The sequence below is a fragment of the Mesorhizobium sp. L-8-10 genome, assembly GCF_016756635.1.
GTDB lineage: Bacteria > Pseudomonadota > Alphaproteobacteria > Rhizobiales > Rhizobiaceae.
Genome location: NZ_AP023263.1, coordinates 4909318 through 4930012 on the forward strand (window position 1 = coordinate 4909318; position 20695 = coordinate 4930012).

Below are 20695 nucleotides of genomic sequence, written 5' to 3' on the forward strand. Positions count from 1 at the left end.
CGCCCCGCCACTTTCGCCCGGAGCCGTGCATGACCGCCCGCATCCTCGTCGTTGACGACGTGCCCGCCAATGTGAAGCTGCTGGAGGTCCGGCTGCTGGCGGAGTATTTCGATGTGCTGACTGCAACCAGCGGGCGGGAGGCGCTCGAGATCTGTGAGGGCGGCAAGGTCGACGTGGTGCTCCTCGATGTCATGATGCCCGGGATGGACGGCTTCGAGGTATGCCGCCGGCTCAAGGACGACCCTTCGACGGCCCATATTCCCGTGGTGATGATCACAGCACTTGGCCAGACCGCCGACCGCGTGCGCGGATTGGAGGCCGGCGCCGACGATTTCCTCACCAAGCCGGTCAACGACCTGCAACTGATGACGCGGGTCAAGAGCCTGGTGCGCCTCAAGATGCTGACGGACGAGCTGCGCCTGCGCGCCGCCACCACGCGCAATATCGGCATCGAGGAGATGCTGAGCCGGCGCGGCGTGGCCGACGACTCCCGGCCGAAGGTGCTCCTGATCGACGAGCGCGAGGCTTCGTGCCGGCAGATCGAGGCTATGCTGGCGCAGACCATGACGCTCGACGTGGCGACCGACCCGCAGGCCGGTTTCTTCAAGGCGGCGGAAGCCGGCTATGAATGCGTCATCGTGTCGACCGCTTTCTCCGAATTCGATCCGCTGCGTCTCTGCTCGCAGCTGCGCTCGCTCGACCGCACGCGTTTCGTGCCGATCGTGCTGATCGCGGAGGAGGGCGAGGAGGCCAGGGTCATCCGCGGTCTGGAGCTCGGCATCAACGACTATCTGGTGCGGCCGATCGATCAGCAGGAACTGATCGCACGGCTGCGGACCCAGGTGCGGCGCAAGCGCTACAACGACCAGCTCCGGGCGAGCGTCACCCATACGATCGAGATGGCCGTGACGGACGCGCTGACCGGGCTGCACAATCGCCGTTATCTCGACAACCATCTGGAGACCCTGTTCAACCGCGCGGTGACGCGCGAGCGGCCGCTGTCGGTGATGATCACGGATCTCGACCGCTTCAAGACGGTCAACGACACCTATGGCCATGACGGCGGCGACGACGTGCTGCGCGAATTCGCCAAGCGGCTGCGACGTAACGTGCGGGGGATCGACCTTGCCTGTCGCTATGGCGGCGAGGAGTTCCTTGTCGTGCTGCCCGACACGGAGGGACATGACGCCGAGAGGGTGGCCGAACGAATCCGCGCCGAGATCGAGCGCACACCTTTCATCGTCGGTCGGGAAGGGATTTCCGTCAGCATCACCATCAGCGTCGGCGTCTCCTGCGTGAAGTATCCGCCTGACAGCGTCGAGGCTCTGATCAAGCGTGCCGACGTGGCGCTCTACGAGGCCAAGAGGGGCGGGCGCAACCGCGTGGTCGCCAAGGCGGCCTGACCGGGAGCGCAGAGTCGCGACCTCGATTCGGGTCCGGATGTCGAGCGCCGTTTACCTTAATCGCAGCGATTCGCTGGCGGTTGGTTAAGAAACGGTTGATTTTCAAGCGCTCTTGCGCAAATGTCATTTTCAAGAAAGACGACGGGCCGGGTGCGAGGGCGAAATCCGGTCCGTTGTTCGACACCCCATGATGCTCAGGTCCGCCGCATCTCCTGGGTCCGTGGGGTCGGCCGGCCGGCGCTGGCGCATAGTGGCCTCCTCGTACCGCTGCCAGACTGCCGACCGGCCCCCTTCGGGGTTGCGGCAATTCATCGCTTCAGCTCGAACGCTGCCAGGGTTTCGCTACCCAAAGGGGTCTTGAGGGGCTGATCTCGCTGACGAATTCTTCGATGGTCACGCGTCGGCGGTCGATTGCTCGCGGACCCGTGTCGTCGCGACAGAAGAAGACTGGGTATTTCTGGCAGGTCGGTTTGACTATGGTGACACGATCACGGTGACAGTGCGCGCTGTATTCGCGGGCCCTACGGCGCTTGGCATCCGGTGACGGCTCGCATCGCACGCATCGTCGTTGCCGGTCTGTCGCATCATGTCACCCAACGCGGCAACGGCCGCGCAAGGGTGTTCTTGTCAGATGGCGACTACACGCCTTGTCGCGACCTGCTGGTGGTGCATTGCGCCGCTGTCTGCGTGGCGATCCGGGGCCGGTGCCTCATGCCGAACCATGTGCATCTGATCTTCACGCCGGTGGACAGCGATGGCCTGCGCCGCGCTTTGCGCGAAGGTGCACCGCACTACGCCGGCATCATCTACGCGCGGCACAAGAGCGCGGTCACGCCAACGAAAAAGCCCGCTGCCGGGAGGAGGTGGCAGCGGGCTCTGATTTCAAATGCAGTGCGGGAGGAGGTGCACCGCATTCGCTGTGCCGGCATCGCATCTGGGAGGAGTAGATGGCCGACACCCAGACACTTACCTAGACCGAACTGATTCTGCAATGCACAAAAATTTTATCGCAAGTGCGAAATAGACCTTTCGATCCGCCGTCACACACCGGATTCAACACGCCATATCGTCATTTTCGGCAACAAGTCCGGTTATGGTTGTCGTTATGCTGGAATGCGGTGACGATAATAGAAACGATAGCTTCAGATGAAAAAACGCCGCCCGATGGGCGGAAAGTTCTCTTTGGCATTCAAGGCTATTGCGCTGAAAAGCCTTGCAAAATAAGCAGTTTGTGTTGACATAATCATCATTGATAACCATAGTATCCACCAGTATGGATATGGTGGAAAGTATGGTAAGGAGCAAACTCACCGACGCCAAAATTAAGGGATTGAGTAGGCCGGGCGTCTACGCCGATGGCGCCGGACTATATCTCCGGGTCCACCAGGGCGGTAGCAAGAGCTGGTTTTTCATCTACCGTCGACGCGGTGTCCGGCGCGAGATCGGTCTTGGTGGCTTCGCCGGCACGGCACCCGTGACGCTGGCCACGGCGCGCCGCAAGGCCGACGACATGCGCGACATGCTGGCTAACGGCCAAGATCCATTTGCCGCCCGCCAAGCGGCCAAGACAACGCCGACGTTTGCCGAAGTGGCGAAGCGGCTGATCGAGGCCAAGCGCGACGACTGGACACCAAAGACCGAAAAGGAATGGCGCGTTCATCTGCTAGAACATGCGTCTAAACTCGGCAAACTCACCGTCGACATGGTGGGCACCGAGGCTATCGAATCCGCTCTCTTGCCGATCTGGAAGAAGACGCCGGCAACCGGCCAGAGGGTGCGCGGCAAGATCGAGGCGGTGCTCGACTTCGCTGCAGTCAAGAAGCTTCGCGCCGAGGGTGACAACCCGGCAAGATGGAACGGCCATCTGGAGCACGTCCTGTCAGCCGCCAGTCGCACGACCGGCGCCAATCATGAGGCGATGCCTTACAAAGTGGTTCCGGCCTTCATCAAAGAGCTTGGCGACGACGCGGCTGAGCAGTGCTTGCTGTTCACCATCTTGACGGCGGTGCGCAGCGGCGAGGCGCGCGAGGCCGTTCCGGACGAGATCGACATCAACGCCAAGCTATGGACCATCCCGCCCGAGCGCACAAAGACTGATAAGCCGCATATCGTGCCTTTGTCTGATGCGGCGCTGGCAGTGATCGCCGCTCGACCAGCGGGAAAATTCCTTTTTGAAGGCGCGACAAAGGACCGGCCGATCGGCAATGCCGCAATGCGGCTGGTGATGGCAGACAAGCGTCCCGGTGTGACTGTTCACGGGTTCCGCAGTTCGTTCCGCGATTGGGCCGGCGAGGAAACGGATTATCCGCGAGAGATCGCTGAATGGTCCCTGGGTCACAAGGTCGGAACCGCTGTCGAGCGGGCTTACCGCCGCGATACGGCACTGAAGAAGCGGCGCGACCTCATGGTCGATTGGGCGACCTATTGCGAGGGGAAATAAGCTGATGCTGACCCCGGAAGAAGAAGCTCACAAGGCAAGGCTGCTACAGGAACTGAAGGATTTGGAAGAAAATGCGCGTGCGCGCTGGATGCAGCAGGTGCAATCGCGGATATACAGTTTTGCCAACGTGGCTGACCCGGAGGACTTGGCGACGCTACAGCGGTTTCAGCGAATTTTTGGTCGATATGCTCCTTGGCTGCTGGAGAGCGAACATGCGACCATCCGAGTGCATGGAGCGATGCATGACGGCTTGATCTTCAATCCCCCGGAAACGATAAATAAGAACTCGTTCGAGACTGATCTAAAGCGGTTTCGCAAGGCAGTGGAGACGCTCGCCGATTGGCCCATCTGGGGCTTGAAGCCCTGTATGGTCGCCGTGCCGTCTCCGCCGGAAATCGACGATCCCGAGGATGTCACAAACGTTGCCCGGCAAATTTATGATTGCCTGCTAACCGTGGGCGATGCGGAGCACCATTACGGGAATCTTTCTCAGGTGCTGGACGAACTCGAGCAGTGGGCGCGCAAGGGTGCCGAATACGTTCCCAACCGCCGCAACATCAAATGGAAAGCCGTTCACGCGGTGGACCATCTGCGGGGCTATTGGGAAAACATGACGGAAACGCCGGCCCCGAGCCGCGCGCTCAACCCCGCGTCACCATTTGCTGATTATTTGCGTGACGCATTTGAGTTTTTCGAAATACCCGGCGACCCGATGTCCGCGTTCAAGCGGTGGGTTGCGCTGGAAGAAAAGGAACCAGACGTCTGGAAGTAGCATAGAAGTCGGAGAAAATTCGTATTTCTCTATGACTACGCGACTGCCCATCGTGTTTAGTCAGGAAGCCGTTCAACCAGAGCGGCCATGACAACCCTGCCGCTCAAATACGGAGCGGCAAATGTCCGAAACACCTCACCTTATCTCCCTCAACGAAGCCTGCCGGCTCACGAGCCTTTCCCGCACAGCGATCAACCGCTGGCGCGACCTGGGCAGGTTCCCGAAGGCCGTCCCGATGGGCGACCGTCGCGTCGCGTTCATCCGCGCCGAAGTAGAGGAGTGGATTCGCGACCGTATCGCCGCTGCGCGCGGGAGGGCCGCATAATATGGCGGTCTTCGAACACACTCCACCCGACGACCAGATGAGCGCCGAGCAGGAAGCCGCCTTTAACGAGTGGCGCCAGCTCCGCGACCGAATGGACGAGATCCGCACGCCTGAGGCTGCGCACGCCGCCGGCAAGGCCTACGGCAGGTTCTTCGAAGCCTACACCCGGAACACGTATCGGCCTTCGACGAAGGTTGTCCCTTTCCCTATGCCGCACCGGAAACGTAACGCGACTGCTCTGGGCGTAGCCTCTGCCGAAAATATGGAGGCAGGAGCTTGAACATCGCCCGGCAATTCAACAAGACCGGCCGCTCGGCCGCGTCGAAGACGAAGACCCTTGATCTGAAACGGATACGGGTCGACGGCGGAACACAATCCCGTGCCGGAATCGACGATGCGGTAGTCGAGGCATACGCCGAGGACATCGCGGACGGCGTGACGTTCCCGCCGATCACCGTTTTCTACAATGGGGTCGATTACTGGCTGGCAGATGGCTTCCACCGCTACCGGGCGCACCAGAAGGCGAAGAAGGCGAAGATCGCCGTCGAGGTCAAGCAGGGAATGCAGCGCGACGCGATCTTGTACAGCGTCGGCGCCAACGCAACCCATGGCCTTCAGCGTACTCGCGCGGACAAGCGCAGAGCGGTCGAAATGCTGCTCAACGATGCGGAATGGTCGACATGGTCGGTTAACAAAATCGCCGATCTATGCCGGGTCAGCCGCGAGTTGGTGAAGTCGCTGCAAGGTTCTGTCACTTGCAGAACGACAAGTGACAGCCGCGGGCCGACGGCTCCGGATGTGCCGGATGATGTGCGCGAAAAGGCAGACGCGATCCGGGATGCCGGAGGGCAGCCGAGATACTACCGGAATCGTTATGGCGACGTGGCCGTGATGGATACTTCCGCCATTGGCGGGAGCTTGTCGGAAAGTTCCGACAATTTTCGCGACGCGGAGAAAAATGAGGGGGCGCTTGATCAAGATGCAAATTTGCATCTCCTCCCCGCGTCGCATCCGGAAGAAGACCACGCCGCATTCCACCAGCAGGCACAGGAGAACCTACCCCAGGCCATCCGCGACATTGAGGCAGCAAAGCAGCAGGCCATCGCCGCGCGGAAGCAACAGGAACAGCAACAGGACCACGGCGGACTGTCCCCTGAAGATCGAATTGCCGAGTTGGAGGAGGCCGTGCGCGTCCTCGAGGCCGAGGCCCAGGAGCTACGCGCCGAGAACAAGAAATACGGCGATATGCGCGTCCAGTTCGAGCAAGGCGGCTTCGAGAAGGTTGTCGCCGACAAGGACGAAGAAATCCGCGTCCTGCTGACACGTGTGGAGCAGGAGAGCGCCGAGAAGGTCCGAAACCTCAACTCGATGGAGTGGTGGAAGAAGAAGGCCATCGAACACGGCTTTTCGCGCAATGTCGAAATCGACATTCAAACCGGTGCCATCCTGAATGGCTGACGCCGGCAAGATCCTCGATCGCATTCGCGCTCACGGCGCCAACGTCATGCTCGACGGCCCCAAGCTGGTGATCGTGAACCGCGAAAAGCTTCCGGCCGGCGCCCTCGATTTCATCCGCCAGCACGGCAAGGAAATCGCCGCCTTTCTTGGGACCGAAAGCGAGTTCGAGGAGCGCGCGGCAATCATCGAATTCGACGGCGGCCTGTCTCGCCCGGCCGCTGAGTACCTGACCCATTTGCTGCTGTCATCTGCTCCCACCGACATCTCCCCGGCCGACTGGACGTGGTTCGTCGGTAAGGCATCGCAGGTGCTGGACAGCGTACCGATGAGATCTGCAGCATGAAGTCGATCGAGCTTCGTCCGCATCAAGCATCTGTCCGCGGCAAACTGGCCGAGCGCATCGCGGCGGGCCACGACAAGATCATTCTCGTCGCGCCGACCGCCTTCGGGAAGACCGAAACGGCGATGTCACTGATCCAGTCCTGCGTCGAGAAGGGCAAGGTCGCGTGGTTCTTCGTGGATCGGGTGACGCTGGTGAAGCAGACCAGCGACCGCTTCCATGACTACGGCGTCGACCACGGGGTCAACCAGGGGCTCAACAACGAGCGGTACGCCCCGGAAAAGAACGTCCAAATCTGGAGCGCCCAAACGTTCGAGCGGCGGGAGACGGATACCGAGCCCGATCTGATCTTCATTGACGAGGCCCACGACCAGCGCAAGGCGATCCTCGAATTCATCGACAAGTGCAAGCGCGCAAAGGTCATAGGCCTCACGGCAACGCCCTTCAGCGCTGGCATGGCGCAGCACTGGCACAGCATCGTCAACGGCGCCACCGTCAACTACCTGCTGGGTCAGGGCTGGCTGTCGCCTCTCAAGATCAAGGCCTGCGTCTCGCCCGACATGACCGGCGCGAAGAAGAAGTTCGACGGCGAGTATGAGGAGGAGGAGGCCGGGCAGCGCGGCATCACGATCATCGGCGATGTCGTGCAGACCTGGGTCCAGCAGACGGCGAAGTTCTTCGGCGGCCCGGTCAAGACCATCGTGTTCTCCCCGTCGGTCAAGCATGGTGAGGAGCTATGCCGGCAGTTCGCCGAAGCTGGCTACAACTTCCAGCAAATCAGCTATCTCGATAAGTCCGACAAGGCTCGCGACGAGAAGATCAAAGAATTCCGGAAGCCGGATAGCGCCATCCACGGGCTGGTCTCCTGCGCCGTCCTCACCAAGGGGTTCGACGTTCCGGACGTGAAATGCGGCATCTCCTGCCGCCCATACCGGAAATCCTTCTCGTCGCACATTCAGGAAATGGGGCGCGTCATGCGCATCGCGCCCGGGAAAGAGTTCGGCCTGTGGCTGGACCATTCCGGGAACAGCATCGCGTTCGCCGATGACACTGCATGGCTCTACGAGAACGGCGTCGACAGCCTGTCCAGCGCCGAGAAGAAGGATAGCGAGGTCCGCGAGCCATCGGAGAAGGTCAAGAGGGACCACTTCTGCGGCGAATGCGGGCTGCAGATGGAGGCCGGCTCCACAACGTGCCAGTCGTGTGGTTGGGAGCGGCCGAAGCGCGGCGAGATCAAGACCGTGCCCGGCGAGATCATCGACTTCGAGATCAGCATGCGCGAGGCTTTCAAGCCTCGATCCGGTTTGCGCGCCGAGTGCCTGAAGAACCCGCGCGGTGTCTGGAACGCCGCCTTGGCCTACTGCTTCGCCAACGGCCGACGCGGGCCGGAAGCCTCAAGGAAAAGGGCCTATGGGATCTGGGCAGGGATCTATCCAGACAACAAGCTTCCGCGCGGCCTCTACGACATGAATTGCAGGTCCGGTGACGTGACGCCGGATCAATGGAGCCTGGTCGAGCGCGAAGTTAAGCGCTGGCGCGAGAACAACCGGCGCAAGAGGGCGGCATGACGATGACCGCCGAGGACGCCATTCTTCAAGCCTGCGCCAATGTCGGCATATTGCCGCCCAAGGCGCGCGGATATGGCCGGTGGCTGAAGACCGACACCCTGGCCGGCAAGAGCGGCAAGGGTGACGGGCGCGTCGTCGTCAACGACAGCAACGTCACTGCCTGGAACTGGCAGACAGGCGAGAAGGCTACCGTCTGGCTGAAGGACAAGCCGACCGCTGTCGAGCGCCGGCAGATGGCGCAGCAGATCGAGGAAGCAAAAGCGCAGAAAAGGGCTCGCGCCAAGCGGGTGAGCGCAAGCGCGTCCCGCCTTGTGGATGCGGCACAACTTTCGACGCATCCCTATCTGGTCGGCAAGGGCTTCCGTGAGGAAAAGGCGCTCGTCGTCGGCGCCGATGCCGTTATCAGCCTGGCCACGGATTCCGTCACCGGGATCAGCGGAAAATACCTCGTGCCAGAAGGCGCGGCCCGAGCGATCGTCATATCCGCGCGCATCGGCACGATGGTTTCAAGCGTCCAACTGATCTGGGAGGACGGAACCAAGAAGTTCCTGTTCGGCGGCGAGATGTCGGGCGCATCGCATCGGATCTCGCGTGGTGGCAGTACCTGGTTGTGCGAGGGCTTCGCCACAGGCCTGTCGCTACGGGCCGCTCTCAAGGGGCTCGGGCTGTCGGCAACGATCCTCTGCTGCTTCTCGGCCTACAATGTCGTCGTCATTGCGCGGTCGATCACCGGACGGTGCTTCATCGCCGCTGAGAACGACAAGCCGATCGCACAATATGGCGGTCTGGGGACCAGCGAGTATTTCGCGCGGCAGACCAGCCGTCCTTTCCTGAAGCCTCTCGTCGGTTCCGACATCAACGACATGCACATGTCGGAGGGCATCTTCGCCGTTCAGCGGCATATCGCCAATTTCCTGAAGGGGGCTGCCATGTAGAAGATCTGGGGCCGATAGGTGCCAAGGCCCATGCGATCGACGGCGTAGAGGCGCCCAAGGTTGCATCCGGGAGCGGTCTGGTAGAGCCGTTCGTCGCGCCGGAAACAGCGACAACATAGTCTGCACCGTGACCCTGGCGAACAGGGCGGGGACAATCCGGAATACGAGACCGGCCCCGAACGCAGAGGCACCCACTACCCGCACAGGACGCACCCTGAAAATGAGGTGCAGCCTCTCCTTGGTTGTCTGGTTGGCCTTGGAGAGGTGCCGCTGCCAAGCGAAGCGCATGTAGGGCCGACAGGGCAACCCCGGCTCGAGCTCCCCCGGACAGGGAGCAATCGTGTGACCAGAGGTTAAGAGGGCGTCCCAACTCGTGGGCATATCTCGACACACTTCGCCCCGCGACGGGCGAAGTGTGTCCTGGACAAACCCACCCGCAAGCATGTCCGGCCTGAAGACAGAGAGACAGTGAAGACATGACCGTGAAGAAACAGCAGATAACCCCGGCGATCCGGATCGACGGCGGGAAACGTACCGACCTGACCAAGCAGCGCCGGCGCCGAGAAGCAGGAGCTACGGCCCGGGCAGGAGCGCCAACGGTCGAGGACACGCGCGTCGCCGACGCCTGGCAGCGAGAGCAATCCCGCGCCGAGCACCAGCGCCAGACCGAACCCGAGCGGAAGCGCACGGCGAAGCTGTTGAAGCAGGACGGCGGCAAGGACGGAACGAAGGTGACGCGCGTCAAGATCACCGTCTCGACCGAGCGAAAGGATCGGTCACACTTCCGCAGCCGGCCCGGCACGTTCGAATGGCGGTACGGGCGCAACAAACAGGATGCGCTGTTTCATGCCGGGTCGCACCTTGCCCGGCTATGGGAACGCGCCGGGATGACTGTCGCGAGTTCTGCGGACTTTCTACGCGGCACGCGGTCGGGCTACATGACCGGCATCGCCGAGGGCCGCGTAGCCGCAATCGACCGGCTGGTGGGATTCCGGACAACACTCGGCGAGGTCCCGGCAAGCCAGCTCATCGACTACTGCGTGGCCGGTCTTACCGCATCAGAGATCGCGCACAAGAACGGCGTCGAGATGCGGGAAATGGCTACTGTCTTGCATCATCACCTGAAAGTTTGCGCGAGACACTTCGATTTTATGTGAATCGGCGCGAGGGTCGTGCATTGACTTTCGTCACGAAACCCCCTATGTGATTTCTATTCGCAGAGATGCGCCTGAACCCGCCCGGCACCAGCACGGCGGGTTTTTCGTTGTCCACCAATGGCGAGGAACGAAGAAGGCGCGAAATTGTCGCTCGCGCCTCGATCGAGGGATGTTTAGTTGGCGGCGAGTGCAGTGTTGCAGGAAATAGCCAACTCCCTATTTGGAGTGCTTGATCCAAGCGGGGTGGCCCAACCAGCCTTTTCAATGATCTCCCTGCGATCGTAGGAGTTTGCCGCCTTCAACGCGGCGAGAACTTCCACCGAATTCGGCGCCGACTTGGACTGCGCTACACAGTAGGGAGTCATGACGGCGACAACCGCATTGACGCTTGCATTTTCCGCCAACTTCTGGGCAGTGCCGCTGGTGACCCAGCCGCCCCAGGTGAAGCCGACAATGGCAAGCGCAATTGCTCCAGCCCCGGCGCCGTAGAGCGCCGGTATAGTCCATTCAGGGGATTTCATGATGGTGTCCGATCTTTGTCAGGACAGGCGTGCATGATTGCTCGCGAGTTCCACACCCTATCACGCAATTTAACCGCGGTGTAACAAATCGGCATAGCGGTCGCCGGGTAGCATATTATGCTCGCTACGCCTTTGCCGTTGCCCTATAAGCGGGGATGCAAAGCCAAAAATTCGAGACTCCAGTAACCGTCCTCACAGATCCGGGAGGCGGAAGAACGGTCATTGATGACATCCGATCCTGCACAGAGTTCCTGCTGAGAAGGTGGCCGGGCAAGCGAGGTGACAACCATCGCGCCGCGCTTCAAGCCTGCTCTGACGCAAGTGCGGGCAAGAAGCCCATCGAAAACGCCCGCCGTGCCTTTGCGCTTGCAGCGCGTGGGGCCGGCATACTGATCAATCCATGACACGGTTGCACGCAGGCGATAGTCGCGAAATTGGCGTCGTCTGCCCGCGCTGTTCTCACACTGAGAAAAAGACCATCGGCTGGTTGCGGAGCCACGCAGAGCTCAGGTGCATTCGTTGCGGAAGCGACATCACGATTGTTAGCCAGAATTTCGCCGTCTTGAATAAGCCGTAATGAGTCCGCATATAGGGGAAGTGCAGCGCGTCCCCGTCAGAGGTTGATGCGCGCCGGGCCTTCGCTTTTCGTCCGACCACGGATGTACTGGCGAGTTGAGAAGCAAAGGCCGCACAACTCAAGATGAGACGCCGAAGCCGTTGGATGATATCTCCAGCGGCTTTTTCGTTGGCGCTTCGTATCTTCGGCTGGCATTCGCCGACTGCGATATCAGCGGGTAGTTGGCTGTTGAGTTCTTGCCGTCTCGTCATGCGTTGTTATCAGGCCCGGCGCAATGGTGATCGCGAGGATAGCTCCGAACACCAGAGCCGTCAGGATCCACAGCAAGGTCTTGTTGGACATGGCAGACCACTCGGCCAGGAAGGCCGCCTTGGTAAACAGCCCGGGCCGGCAAACGTTCCGCTTCTCCGGCCTGAGCCTCCCGCAACCAGTCACCCGGAACCAGCGATGCCGACCAAGTCCAAGGCCAACCGACCAGCCGGCAGCGCCGCCTATCACCACCTCTACAAGGATCCTCGCTGGTGCGGCCCGGGCGGCATCAGAGAGCAGGCCTTGGTCCGCGATCTGTTCATCTGCCGGCGCTGTGGTTGCCTCCTCGTCACCGGCAAGCCCCACCATCCGCGGGCCGCAGTGGTCAACCACAAGCGCCCACACAGAGGAGATCCGGCCCTCTTCTTCAACCTGGAGAACACCGAGAGCGTCTGTAAGTCAGACCACGACGCCATCATCCAGCGCGAGGAAGCGAGAGGCTACAGGATCGGGTCGGACATCAACGGGCGGCCCCTGGCGCCGGATCATCCATGGAACCGATGAGGCCGAAGGCACCCCTTCGCAGGTGCGAACCGACCCCGATCCGCATGGTGCGCCGCAGCACCCCGAGCGGGAGGGGGTGGGTCGAAGTCTAGGCCGATCGGCCCCTGGACCCGCGCCCCCCCTCCGTTCGCACTGACATGAAATTCACAGGGGGAGTTTCCCTTGCCCGAGAACTGGACTGGCGGGGCCAGCTCGGCCTGGTGGGCGATGCCCGAGCAGTTGCCCGACCCCGAGGCCGCGCCACCCGCAAGCCCGCTCGGCTCGCTGGTGTCTCGCCGGGCCATATACACGCGCAACGGGGTTGCCTGGCTCTCGGTCAGGGCATGGAGCCACAAAGCCCGCCAGCACGACATCGCGGTGATGCGAGCAGCGAAGCGGGCCTTGGATCCGCAGGTAATCGCCGGTGCCGCCGACGAGTTGGCGCACTTCGCCGGGCTGTGCCTTGGACCGCTTCCGGGCTGGCTGGTGTCCACCGTTGCTGTCGGGCATTCGCGTCGACCGGACAGCTTCGCCGTGCGTCTGGCTGAAGGGGTGGCCGAACGCCTCGGGATGCCGTTCGAGAAGATCTTCGCCGACCGCTTCGTTGAAGGCGTCTCGCACCCGAAGGAGTTTTCGAAGCTGCCGCCGCTGGAAAGGCTCGCGGAACCGAATCGGCCTGTGTTATTGATCGACGATGTCGCAACCAGCGGCTGGCACATCGAAGAAGCGTTGACGGACATCCGACGCGCTGGTGTGCCTGCCCTTGCATTGGCCTGGATCAGCGGGACCGTAAAATGAGGGTGGCAATCGTCGGCAGCAGGGATCGGAAGGACCGGGAGGCTGTTGCCGCCGCGGTTCGCGCCTTGCCGTCCGGAACCGTCGTCGTGTCGGGCGGCTGCGATGGTCCCGACATCTGGGCAGCCGAAACCGCTCGCGAATGCGGGCTGGAAGTCGTGGAACACTTGCCGGACCTGACCGGCTGCAGGCGGCGCCACGAATACACGGAAGCCTATTACGCGCGGAATCGGGTTGTCGCGGCGGATTGCGACCAGATGATCGCCTTCGTCAATCAGGCCCGGAAGGGCGGGACCGAATACACGATCAAGCAAGCCCTGAAAGCGGGCAAGCCGGTTCAAATCATGTAGGCCTGCGCGCGGCGCAGCTGCCGCAATAAAGCGAGGTCACATGCGAGGCCGGAAGCCGGCTGCGTCCAATGTCATCGATGGCGTTTTCAGCGGTGCCGCTCCGGCACTGCTGGAGCCGGATTGGACGCTGCCATTCGAAGAAGGAAAGTGGGGCGAGCGGCGCGCCGAACTGGCATCGGAGCGCTGGGCTCAGCTCGTCGCGTCGATGTCCGCGAGGGGTACGCTCGACCGGGACAACAATGCCCTGGTTGAGATCGCTGCCGGGGCCTATGCCGATTGGCGCCTAGCCGAAGCCCATGTCGCGAAGTTCGGGCCGATCGTGCCGGCGCCGAAAACAGGCGTGCCCATGCATAACCCCTACAAGGCAATCGCCGATGCCGCCGCCAAACGGCTTCAGTCGGCTGAGAGCGCCCTTGGTATCCCGCCGGTAGAGCGTGGTCGTGCAACACAGGTGCAGCGTGGCAAGAAAGTCTCCCGCGCGGCCGACGCGTACCTCAAACCTGCATCAGGGTGACCCGACCAGCGCCTACGCGCACGATGTCGTCGAAGATCGGATAGTCGCCGGGGAACATCATCGTGCAGCGGCCGAGCGTCACCTGCGCGATTTGAAGGATGGAGTAAAACGAGGCCTGCATTGGCGGCCGGAACTGGCGGCCAGGGCGATCGAGTTCCCGCCGGCGGTATTGTCGATCACCGCTGGCGCGCATGAAGGGCGGCCGTTCAACCTGCTGCCGTGGCAAGTATTCTGCTCGGGTAGCCTTTTCGGCTGGCGCAAGGACACCGGCCGGATGCGGTTTCGCTCGGCGTGGGTCGAGACCGGCAAGGGCCAGGCGAAAAGCCCATGGATGGCGGCCACAGGCCTCTACATGGGCGGCTTCTACGGCGTGAAACGCGCCGAGGTCTATTCGATCGGTCAGGACCGGGCGACAGCGAACGTCCTGTTCAAGGATGCCGTCGCGATGTGCCGGGCGAGCATCCCGGGCGCCGAGGAGGACGAAACCGACACCCTTGCCTCTCGAGGCGAGGTCATCATTCGCGGCGAGGGAGACAACGCCTGGAAGATCGAGTTCCCGGGTAGCGGCAGCAAGTTCCAGTCGCTTGCCAACGGCGAGGCGATTTCTGGCCCGCGCCCGACGCTGGTCGCGGCCGACGAGATCCACGAGTTCAAGTCAAACGCCTCCATCGAGACATGGAAGCGCGCCATTGCCAAGATGCCGGGCGACGCGCTGATGTTGCTGGGCACCAACACGCCGGCATCGACCCAGATCGTCGGAACGGACTATTCGGAGTTCTATCAGAAGGTCGTCAAGGGCGAGATCGAGGACGACGAGGCGTTTGCCTTCATCGCCCGCGTCGACAAGGAAGACCGCGAAAGCGTCTTCGACAATGAAGGCTGCTGGCCGAAGGCGCTCCCGGCGCTGGGCGTTACCTTCCCGGTCGAGAACATTCGCGGCGAGGTCAACACGGCAAAAGTGCTGCTGTCGACATCGTTCTCGGTCAAGCGCCTGTATTTCGGCATTCCGATCGGCTCGGTCGACTTCTGGATCGCCGAGGAGGCATGGTCAGCGGTTCAAAAGAAGGTGGTTCCGGCCGACCACAAAGGGCGGCGATGCTGGCTGTCGCTGGACCTGTCGGACAAGAACGACCTGACGGCGTTGACGGCAATATGGATCGATGAAGCGACCGGGCACGTCTACGCAAAGACCTGGTACTGGACGACGCAAGCGGGGCTGAAGGAACGGGCACTCGCGGACAACGCGAAATATGTCGAGTGGGCTGCGAACCCGGATATCGATTTCACGGCGGTCCCTGGCGCCGTGATCGACAAGACCTTCGTGGCCATGGAGGTCAACAAGCTCTGCGCAGAACACGATGTGCAGTTCCTGGCCTTCGACCCGGCCGGCATGGGCGATTTCATCGCGGCATGTGAGGCGATCGGTTTCCCCGTATGGCGGTACCAGGGGCCCGACGAGCCGGCTGGAGTGGGGCTCAAACTGGTGGCTCACGGCCAAGGCAAGCGCATCGTGTTCGAGGACCGCGCTCTGTGCATGCCGCGCTCGGTCGAGAAGCTCGAGGACCGCATCCTTGCTGGCACGATCGACATCGACAATTCGCCGGTCACCTACATGTGCGCCGGCAATGCCTTCCTCGACGCGGACGGCCAGGGAAACAGGGCCTTCGACAAGAAGCGGTCGCGCGGGCGTATCGACGGCATCGTGACGACCGCCATGGCCGTCGGCGCGGCCGACAATGAACTTGCGGTGCAGCCGTCCTCTCCCTGGGACGACCCGAACTTCAAATATCAGGCGGCTTGATGGGCATCTTCGGACCAAACCAGCGCGAGATAGAGGCCGCGGTCGAGGTCGCGGTGACCACTGTGCTCGACAAGCGGGCATCGATCGAGGATCCGAAAGTCCCGATCTCCTCGGCCAACATCATGGATTTCCTTGGCCTCCAGGGCGTGTCGGCGACCGGCGTCACGGTGACGATCGACAAGGCGCTCGGTGTGCCGGCGGTGTGGGCGGCGGTCAACTTCCTGTCGGGCACGCTTGCCGCTCTGCCGCTCAACCTGCACCGCAGGACAAAGGCCGGGCGCGAGAAGGTGACGGGCGGTCTCGCCACCATCCTGCATGACGCGGTGAACGACGAAACCTCGTCGTTCGACTGGCGGAAGTCGTTCTTCGACGCGATGTTCACCGGTGGGCGCGGCCTGACGTTCATAGAGCGGAACGCGGCCGGGAAAGTCGCCAACCTCTGGCCACTCGACCCGACCAAGGCCACGGTCAAACGGGTCAACGGTCGCAAGCTCTACCAGTATCGGGACGGCAGGACGACGCACACCTATCAGGCTTCGGAGGTGATCGACGTCGCCTACATGCTGCACAGCGACGGCCTGCGGCATCGCTCGCCGATCATGACGAACAAGGACGCGATCGGCCTCGCTATCGCCGTCACGGAATACGGGTCGAAGTTCTTCCAGAATGGCGGCGTCCCGCCCTTCGTCCTGACTGGTCCGTTCAAGTCGCCCGGTGCGCTGGACCGGTCCGCGACCGATATGGAACTTGCCGTCAAGGAGGCTGCCGAGAAGCGGAAGCTCGCGCTCTCGCTTCCGAGCGGGCACGAGATCAAGTCGATCGGCGTCGACCCCGAAAAGTCGCAACTCGTCGAGCTTCAGCGCTTCATCATCGAGCAGGTTGCGCGCATCTACTCGCTGCCGCCGATCTTCCTGCAGGATCTGACCCACGGCACGTTCTCGAACACCGAGCAGCAGGATCTGCACCTGACGAAGCACACGCTGACCCGCCTGGCCAAGCAGTTCGAGCAGGAGGTCAACCTGAAGCTCTTCGGGCGGTTCAACAATCGCCAGTATGTCGAGCTCAATCTCGACGGCCTGCTGCGCGGCGACTTCAAGACCCGCATGGAGGGCAACGCCCGGGCGATCCAGACCGGCCAGCTCACGCCCGACGAGGCGCGCGAGATGGAAAACCGCCCGGCCATGGGCGGCGCGGCGGCAAAACTGCACATGCAGGGCGCCATGCTGCCGATCGACAAGCTGGGACAACAGCCGGCGCGCGGCATGGGCGACAATGGCGGGCCACCCCTCGACGAGCAGGAAGGGAAAAACGATGGAGCGTGAAATCCGTGGTGGCCTGCCGGCGGAAATCCGGGCCGACGACAGCACCGTGAAGGTTTCCGGCTATGCCGCCGTCTTCAACGAGGCGGCCGACATCGCCGGTCTGTTCAAGGAGATCATTCACCCCGGCGCCTTCCGGGGAGCGATCGGCCGCGACGACGTATCGTTCCTGATCAACCACAGGGGCTTGCCGCTGGCCCGCACCCGCTCGGGGACGTTGATCCTCGCCGAGGACAGTCACGGGCTGAAAGTCGACAGCGGCCTTGACGGCGCCGACCCCGATGTCGCGCGGATCGTGCCGAAGATGCGCCGCGGCGACCTGGACAAGATGTCCTTCGCCTTCCGGGCCACCCGGCAGGAATGGATTGAGACCGGTGAAATCCCGATCCGTCACGTCTACGAGGTCGAACTGTTCGACGTCTCGATCGTCACCGATCCCGCCTATAGCGGAACCGAAATCGGCCTGCGCTCGCTGGAAAAGCACCGCGAGCAGTTGCGCAGGACCATGAACTTTCATGCCGCCGCATCGCGGTTGCGCATGAAGATGGCGCTCCGGCTGAAAGGGGTGGTCGATGCTGACGGCCGATGATCTCCGGCAACTGCTGTTCTACGATCCGACGACCGGAGATTTTCTCTGGCGAGAAAGGCCAAGTCTGACTTTAGCCGATCGGCGCTGGAATGGCCGATATGCACGGACGAAGGCTGGCGGAAGGATGGTGTGCAAGAAGGTTGTCTATTGGCGGATCACAATCGCCAACAAGAACTATCTCGCGCACCGGCTGGCTGTTCTCTACGTGACCGGGGAATGGCCGCCAGATTTGGTCGATCACTGGGATAACGATGGCCTGAACAACAGGTGGTCAAATCTCCGAATGGCATCGCGGTCACAGAATGCCGCCAACAGCCCTGTCCGATCCGACAATAAGACGGGCTACAAAGGCGTCAGCAGACGCGGCAAGCGTTTCGTTGCAGGCATAGAGTTCAACGGCAAGCGCAAGACGCTCGGAACCTTCGACACGCCGCAAGATGCACACGCTGCTTACGTGTCCGCTGCGAAGCGGCACTTTCATGACTTCGCGAGAACTGCCTAGCAACTCGCAAGCCTACCTCGCCCTCAAAACGCGAGAGAACGGCAAGTAGCGGCCTGCTGCTGCCTATCAACGTCAACCAGTCAGAAGGACTGAAACGATGACCGTACAGCTCAAGGAGCTGCGCGAGCAGCAGGCTCGTATCGCGACCAATGCCCGCGCCAAGTTCGACGAAATCACGGCCGACACCCCGGCCGAACGCGCTGCCGAGATCGAGCGCGAGTTCGACGCCATGATGGCCGACTACGACAAGCTCGGCGAGCGCATCGAGCGGCTGAAGAAACTGGAGGATGCCGAGGAACGTGCCAATGCCGCCGATCCTCGCCGGCCCAGGGGTGACGACGGCGAACAGCGCGGCCAGGACGATGGCGACAAGCCGCTCGAATACAAGGAAGTCTTCGGCAAGGCCATCCGCTTCGGTGCGGCCTCGCTGACTGCCGAGGAACGATCCGTCCTCATGCAGGGGCGCGCCGATGTGCCGGCGGAGGTTCGCGCGCAGTCTTCGGTCACCGATGCGGCAGGCGGCTACACCGTTCCGGAAGGCTTCTCGGGTGGGATCGACAAGGCCATGAAGGCCTGGGGTCCGATGTGGGATGCCAACATCGTTCGCGAACTGCCCACCTCGACCGGCAACGACCTGCCCTGGCCGACCGTCGACGACACGGCGCAGACGGGCGAGTTGAAGGCCGAGAACGCGCCGGTGACCGACGATGGCTCCGGTGACGTGGTGTTCGGCCAGAAGATGCTGAATGCCTACGTCTATTCGACGAAGATGGTCCGCATCCCGATGGAGTTGCTGCAGGATTCCGCATTCGACATGGAAGCCCTGCTCAACGATCTCTTCGGCGAGCGGCTTGGGCGACTGTCGAACTCGGTGCTGACCACCGGCACCGGCGTGTCGCAGCCGCACGGCGTTGTCACCGCGTCGTCGCTGGGAAAGACCGCGGTGTCGGCAACGGCGCTCGCGTCCGACGAGCTGATCGACCTCCTGCACTCGGTCGATCCGGCATATCGCGCCTCGCCCAAGTGCCGTTGGCAGTTCAACGACACTACGCTCGCGTCGATCCGCAAGCTGAAGGATGGGCAGGGCAACTATCTGTGGCAGATGGGCGACGTCCGCACCGGCGAGCCGGATCGTCTGCTTGCGCATCCGTATTCGGTCAACCAGGCGATGGCCAACATCGCGACCGGCACGAAGCCGATCATCTTCGGCGATCACAGCCGCTACGTGGTGCGCAAGGTGCGCGGCTTCACCGTGCTGACGCTTCGCGAGCGCTATGCCGAGAATTTCCAGATCGGCATGGTCGGCTTCAAGCGGTTCGACGGCGAGCTGCTGAACACGGCGGCCGTCAAGCATCTGATCATGGCCTGAGTTCGGCTTTGCAAGGCGGGCGGTTTCGGCCGCCCGCTCTCAAAACCGAAGGAGAGCCGCGATGAAGATCAAGATGCTGACAAGCATGTCCGGGCCTGAAGTCCAGCGGAATAGAGGCGACGTGATCGAGGTGTCAGCCGACGAGGCGGTCCGCCTTGCCGAGGCCGGTTTCGCAGAACTCGTCCGCTCCGAGCCGCCCGACAGGGCCGTCAAGCAGGGCACAGCCGAAAAGGCCGTGAAATAGCCATGTGGCACGGCGTTTCCGTCGTCGCGAAGCCGACGGCCGAGCTGGTCACGCTGGCGAAGCTGAAGGCGCGGCTGGTCGTCGATCATGACGATGATAATGATCTGCTTGGCGATCTGCTGAAAGCGGCGATTGCCCGCGTCGACGGACCCTTCGGCATCGGCTACGCGCTGATGGAACAGACCTGGCGCAAGACCATGGACTGTTTCCCGCGGTGCATCCTGCTTCCGGGTGCGCCGATCAAAAGCGTGACGTCGATCACCTATGTCGACGATGCCGGCATGACGCAGACGCTGGACCCTGCAAGCTATCGGGCCGTCACGACTGTCGAACCGGCGAGCATCGAACCAGCCTATGGGACGTCCTGGCCGTCGACGCGCGATGTGACTGGTGCGGTGACCGTTGAATACAAGATCGGCGAGACCGACCCGACCAACGTGCCGCCGGACCTTGTGACCGCTGTCTGTATGATCGTTGCGCACTGGTACGGCGTCCGCGGGGCCGTAGCTGCCGGCGACCTGAAAGAGGTCCCAATGGGCGCACAGTGGATCCTCGACGAACACGCGCGGGGGCGCGTCGCTGCATGACCGACGGCGGTGATCTCTTCTACCGTGTCGCTTTCGACAGGCGGACCGAGGTCGATGATGGCCTTGGCAACACCCTCGCGGACTGGGTCGAGCAGTTCCAGTGCCGTGCCGCCTATCGGCATCTGCGCGGCGGCGAAAGCGTCGTGGCGAGCCGCCTACAGGGCAAGCATGTGCAGATCATTGCCGTGCGCGCCTCGTCGCAGACGCGGCAGGTGTCGACGGACTGGCGGGTGAGGGACGCCCGCACCGGCGAGGTGTTCAACATCCGGGACGTGACGGTCGAGACAGACCGGGCGTTCATTTCCTTCCTTTGCGAGCGCGGCGTGGCCGCCTGAAA

27 protein-coding genes are annotated in these 20695 nt (G+C 62.4%); 24 read left to right on the forward strand and 3 right to left on the reverse strand.

The window, feature by feature from the left end; translation table 11 throughout:
* Window positions 1-29: 29 nt before the first annotated feature.
* From JN280_RS22665 to JN280_RS22715, 11 genes are all read left to right on the forward strand, one after another.
* On the forward strand, window positions 30-1403 hold the full coding sequence (locus JN280_RS22665) for a PleD family two-component system response regulator (RefSeq protein ID WP_202305472.1): 1374 nt from the start codon (window positions 30-32) through the stop codon (window positions 1401-1403).
* A 540-nt stretch (window positions 1404-1943) separates the two neighbouring features.
* The gene (locus JN280_RS22670) at window positions 1944-2387 is read left to right on the forward strand and encodes a transposase (RefSeq protein WP_202305489.1); all 444 of its coding nucleotides are present in this window, start codon (window positions 1944-1946) and stop codon (window positions 2385-2387) included.
* A gap of 289 nt (window positions 2388-2676) precedes the next feature.
* Window positions 2677-3843, forward strand: coding sequence for a tyrosine-type recombinase/integrase (locus JN280_RS22675; protein WP_202305491.1), 1167 nt, complete (start codon window positions 2677-2679; stop codon window positions 3841-3843).
* A gap of 4 nt (window positions 3844-3847) precedes the next feature.
* Window positions 3848-4615 (forward strand): hypothetical protein, encoded by a 768-nt coding sequence (locus JN280_RS22680; RefSeq protein WP_202305493.1) that lies wholly within the window; start codon window positions 3848-3850, stop codon window positions 4613-4615.
* A gap of 121 nt (window positions 4616-4736) precedes the next feature.
* Window positions 4737-4940 carry a helix-turn-helix transcriptional regulator gene (locus JN280_RS22685; RefSeq protein WP_202305495.1) on the forward strand — a complete coding sequence of 68 codons (204 nt, stop codon included), beginning with the start codon at window positions 4737-4739 and terminating at the stop codon, window positions 4938-4940.
* Between the two features lies 1 nt (window position 4941).
* Complete coding sequence (locus JN280_RS22690; protein ID WP_202305497.1) at window positions 4942-5220, forward strand: hypothetical protein; 279 nt, start codon at window positions 4942-4944, stop codon at window positions 5218-5220.
* Window positions 5217-6398 (forward strand): ParB N-terminal domain-containing protein, encoded by a 1182-nt coding sequence (locus JN280_RS22695; protein WP_202305500.1) that lies wholly within the window; start codon window positions 5217-5219, stop codon window positions 6396-6398. Before JN280_RS22690 ends, JN280_RS22695 begins: the two co-directional genes overlap by 4 nt.
* The gene (locus tag JN280_RS22700) at window positions 6391-6741 is read left to right on the forward strand and encodes a hypothetical protein (RefSeq protein ID WP_202305502.1); all 351 of its coding nucleotides are present in this window, start codon (window positions 6391-6393) and stop codon (window positions 6739-6741) included. Before JN280_RS22695 ends, JN280_RS22700 begins: the two co-directional genes overlap by 8 nt.
* Window positions 6738-8306, forward strand: a complete 1569-nt coding sequence (locus JN280_RS22705) for a DEAD/DEAH box helicase (RefSeq protein WP_202305503.1) — start codon at window positions 6738-6740, stop codon at window positions 8304-8306. The genes JN280_RS22700 and JN280_RS22705 overlap by 4 nt, the downstream gene beginning before the upstream one ends.
* Window positions 8303-9241 (forward strand): hypothetical protein, encoded by a 939-nt coding sequence (locus tag JN280_RS22710; RefSeq protein ID WP_202305504.1) that lies wholly within the window; start codon window positions 8303-8305, stop codon window positions 9239-9241. Before JN280_RS22705 ends, JN280_RS22710 begins: the two co-directional genes overlap by 4 nt.
* Window positions 9242-9717: 476 nt before the next feature.
* Window positions 9718-10398 carry a hypothetical protein gene (locus JN280_RS22715; RefSeq protein WP_202305505.1) on the forward strand — a complete coding sequence of 227 codons (681 nt, stop codon included), beginning with the start codon at window positions 9718-9720 and terminating at the stop codon, window positions 10396-10398.
* A 173-nt stretch (window positions 10399-10571) separates the two neighbouring features.
* Here JN280_RS22715 and JN280_RS22720 read toward each other — a convergent pair whose 3' ends face one another.
* On the reverse strand, window positions 10572-10919 hold the full coding sequence (locus tag JN280_RS22720) for a hypothetical protein (protein WP_202305506.1): 348 nt from the start codon (window positions 10917-10919) through the stop codon (window positions 10572-10574).
* Window positions 10920-11074: 155 nt separating this feature from the next.
* Between JN280_RS22720 and JN280_RS22725 the strand changes: the two genes are divergently transcribed.
* Window positions 11075-11323 carry a DUF982 domain-containing protein gene (locus tag JN280_RS22725; protein ID WP_202305507.1) on the forward strand — a complete coding sequence of 83 codons (249 nt, stop codon included), beginning with the start codon at window positions 11075-11077 and terminating at the stop codon, window positions 11321-11323.
* Window positions 11324-11706: 383 nt separating this feature from the next.
* Here the strand turns inward: JN280_RS22725 and JN280_RS40020 are convergent, their stop codons facing one another.
* The gene (locus JN280_RS40020; protein ID WP_274609026.1) at window positions 11707-11838 is read right to left on the reverse strand and encodes a hypothetical protein; all 132 of its coding nucleotides are present in this window, start codon (window positions 11836-11838) and stop codon (window positions 11707-11709) included.
* A gap of 105 nt (window positions 11839-11943) precedes the next feature.
* Here JN280_RS40020 and JN280_RS22730 point away from each other — a divergent pair, with 105 nt between their 5' ends.
* The 4 genes from JN280_RS22730 to JN280_RS22745 all read left to right on the forward strand — a co-directional run bounded on the left by JN280_RS22730 (window position 11944) and on the right by JN280_RS22745 (window position 13947).
* Window positions 11944-12309 carry a hypothetical protein gene (locus JN280_RS22730; RefSeq protein WP_202305508.1) on the forward strand — a complete coding sequence of 122 codons (366 nt, stop codon included), beginning with the start codon at window positions 11944-11946 and terminating at the stop codon, window positions 12307-12309.
* Between the two features lie 162 nt (window positions 12310-12471).
* The gene (locus JN280_RS22735) at window positions 12472-13086 is read left to right on the forward strand and encodes a phosphoribosyltransferase (RefSeq protein WP_202305509.1); all 615 of its coding nucleotides are present in this window, start codon (window positions 12472-12474) and stop codon (window positions 13084-13086) included.
* Window positions 13083-13433: an SLOG family protein gene (locus tag JN280_RS22740; protein ID WP_202305511.1), complete on the forward strand. Its 351-nt coding sequence runs from the start codon at window positions 13083-13085 to the stop codon at window positions 13431-13433. Before JN280_RS22735 ends, JN280_RS22740 begins: the two co-directional genes overlap by 4 nt.
* 40 nt (window positions 13434-13473) lie before the next feature.
* Window positions 13474-13947: a P27 family phage terminase small subunit gene (locus JN280_RS22745; RefSeq protein ID WP_202305513.1), complete on the forward strand. Its 474-nt coding sequence runs from the start codon at window positions 13474-13476 to the stop codon at window positions 13945-13947.
* Here JN280_RS22745 and JN280_RS39535 read toward each other — a convergent pair.
* Complete coding sequence (locus JN280_RS39535) at window positions 13928-14140, reverse strand: hypothetical protein (RefSeq protein ID WP_244741914.1); 213 nt, start codon at window positions 14138-14140, stop codon at window positions 13928-13930. The genes JN280_RS22745 and JN280_RS39535 overlap by 20 nt on opposite strands.
* On the opposite strand from JN280_RS39535, the gene JN280_RS22750 reads away from it, so the two are divergent.
* From JN280_RS22750 to JN280_RS22785, 8 genes are all read left to right on the forward strand, one after another.
* Window positions 14039-15748, forward strand: coding sequence for a terminase large subunit (locus JN280_RS22750; protein ID WP_274609099.1), 1710 nt, complete (start codon window positions 14039-14041; stop codon window positions 15746-15748). The genes JN280_RS39535 and JN280_RS22750 overlap by 102 nt on opposite strands.
* Window positions 15748-17070 carry a phage portal protein gene (locus JN280_RS22755; RefSeq protein WP_202305515.1) on the forward strand — a complete coding sequence of 441 codons (1323 nt, stop codon included), beginning with the start codon at window positions 15748-15750 and terminating at the stop codon, window positions 17068-17070. Before JN280_RS22750 ends, JN280_RS22755 begins: the two co-directional genes overlap by 1 nt.
* Window positions 17060-17656: an HK97 family phage prohead protease gene (locus tag JN280_RS22760; RefSeq protein ID WP_202305516.1), complete on the forward strand. Its 597-nt coding sequence runs from the start codon at window positions 17060-17062 to the stop codon at window positions 17654-17656. Before JN280_RS22755 ends, JN280_RS22760 begins: the two co-directional genes overlap by 11 nt.
* Window positions 17640-18158 carry an HNH endonuclease gene (locus JN280_RS22765; protein ID WP_202305517.1) on the forward strand — a complete coding sequence of 173 codons (519 nt, stop codon included), beginning with the start codon at window positions 17640-17642 and terminating at the stop codon, window positions 18156-18158. The genes JN280_RS22760 and JN280_RS22765 overlap by 17 nt, the downstream gene beginning before the upstream one ends.
* A gap of 97 nt (window positions 18159-18255) precedes the next feature.
* Window positions 18256-19527: a phage major capsid protein gene (locus tag JN280_RS22770; RefSeq protein WP_202305518.1), complete on the forward strand. Its 1272-nt coding sequence runs from the start codon at window positions 18256-18258 to the stop codon at window positions 19525-19527.
* A gap of 61 nt (window positions 19528-19588) precedes the next feature.
* Window positions 19589-19771 (forward strand): hypothetical protein, encoded by a 183-nt coding sequence (locus tag JN280_RS22775; RefSeq protein WP_202305519.1) that lies wholly within the window; start codon window positions 19589-19591, stop codon window positions 19769-19771.
* Window positions 19772-19773: 2 nt separating this feature from the next.
* Complete coding sequence (locus JN280_RS22780; protein WP_202305520.1) at window positions 19774-20358, forward strand: head-tail connector protein; 585 nt, start codon at window positions 19774-19776, stop codon at window positions 20356-20358.
* On the forward strand, window positions 20355-20693 hold the full coding sequence (locus tag JN280_RS22785) for a phage head closure protein (RefSeq protein ID WP_202305529.1): 339 nt from the start codon (window positions 20355-20357) through the stop codon (window positions 20691-20693). Before JN280_RS22780 ends, JN280_RS22785 begins: the two co-directional genes overlap by 4 nt.
* Window positions 20694-20695 lie beyond the last annotated feature (2 nt).

Bases quoted from the DNA above. Each gene is read 5' to 3' on its own strand.
- JN280_RS22730 (WP_202305508.1), top strand. From the start codon at position 11,944: ATGCCGACCAAGTCCAAGGCCAACCGACCAGCCGGCAGCGCCGCCTAT.
- JN280_RS22680 (WP_202305493.1), top strand. From the start codon at position 3,848: ATGCTGACCCCGGAAGAAGAAGCTCACAAGGCAAGGCTGCTACAGGAA.
- JN280_RS22720 (WP_202305506.1), bottom strand. From the start codon at position 10,919: ATGAAATCCCCTGAATGGACTATACCGGCGCTCTACGGCGCCGGGGCT.
- JN280_RS22710 (WP_202305504.1), top strand. From the start codon at position 8,303: ATGACGATGACCGCCGAGGACGCCATTCTTCAAGCCTGCGCCAATGTC.
- JN280_RS22765 (WP_202305517.1), top strand. From the start codon at position 17,640: ATGCTGACGGCCGATGATCTCCGGCAACTGCTGTTCTACGATCCGACG.
- JN280_RS22780 (WP_202305520.1), top strand. From the start codon at position 19,774: ATGTGGCACGGCGTTTCCGTCGTCGCGAAGCCGACGGCCGAGCTGGTC.
- JN280_RS40020 (WP_274609026.1), bottom strand. From the start codon at position 11,838: ATGTCCAACAAGACCTTGCTGTGGATCCTGACGGCTCTGGTGTTCGGA.
- JN280_RS22705 (WP_202305503.1), top strand. From the start codon at position 6,738: ATGAAGTCGATCGAGCTTCGTCCGCATCAAGCATCTGTCCGCGGCAAA.
- JN280_RS39535 (WP_244741914.1), bottom strand. From the start codon at position 14,140: ATGCGCGCCAGCGGTGATCGACAATACCGCCGGCGGGAACTCGATCGC.
- JN280_RS22770 (WP_202305518.1), top strand. From the start codon at position 18,256: ATGACCGTACAGCTCAAGGAGCTGCGCGAGCAGCAGGCTCGTATCGCG.
- JN280_RS22725 (WP_202305507.1), top strand. From the start codon at position 11,075: ATGCAAAGCCAAAAATTCGAGACTCCAGTAACCGTCCTCACAGATCCG.
- JN280_RS22740 (WP_202305511.1), top strand. From the start codon at position 13,083: ATGAGGGTGGCAATCGTCGGCAGCAGGGATCGGAAGGACCGGGAGGCT.
- JN280_RS22745 (WP_202305513.1), top strand. From the start codon at position 13,474: ATGCGAGGCCGGAAGCCGGCTGCGTCCAATGTCATCGATGGCGTTTTC.
- JN280_RS22760 (WP_202305516.1), top strand. From the start codon at position 17,060: ATGGAGCGTGAAATCCGTGGTGGCCTGCCGGCGGAAATCCGGGCCGAC.
- JN280_RS22685 (WP_202305495.1), top strand. From the start codon at position 4,737: ATGTCCGAAACACCTCACCTTATCTCCCTCAACGAAGCCTGCCGGCTC.
- JN280_RS22785 (WP_202305529.1), top strand. From the start codon at position 20,355: ATGACCGACGGCGGTGATCTCTTCTACCGTGTCGCTTTCGACAGGCGG.
- JN280_RS22665 (WP_202305472.1), top strand. From the start codon at position 30: ATGACCGCCCGCATCCTCGTCGTTGACGACGTGCCCGCCAATGTGAAG.
- JN280_RS22675 (WP_202305491.1), top strand. From the start codon at position 2,677: ATGGATATGGTGGAAAGTATGGTAAGGAGCAAACTCACCGACGCCAAA.
- JN280_RS22700 (WP_202305502.1), top strand. From the start codon at position 6,391: ATGGCTGACGCCGGCAAGATCCTCGATCGCATTCGCGCTCACGGCGCC.
- JN280_RS22715 (WP_202305505.1), top strand. From the start codon at position 9,718: ATGACCGTGAAGAAACAGCAGATAACCCCGGCGATCCGGATCGACGGC.
- JN280_RS22775 (WP_202305519.1), top strand. From the start codon at position 19,589: ATGAAGATCAAGATGCTGACAAGCATGTCCGGGCCTGAAGTCCAGCGG.
- JN280_RS22690 (WP_202305497.1), top strand. From the start codon at position 4,942: ATGGCGGTCTTCGAACACACTCCACCCGACGACCAGATGAGCGCCGAG.
- JN280_RS22755 (WP_202305515.1), top strand. From the start codon at position 15,748: ATGGGCATCTTCGGACCAAACCAGCGCGAGATAGAGGCCGCGGTCGAG.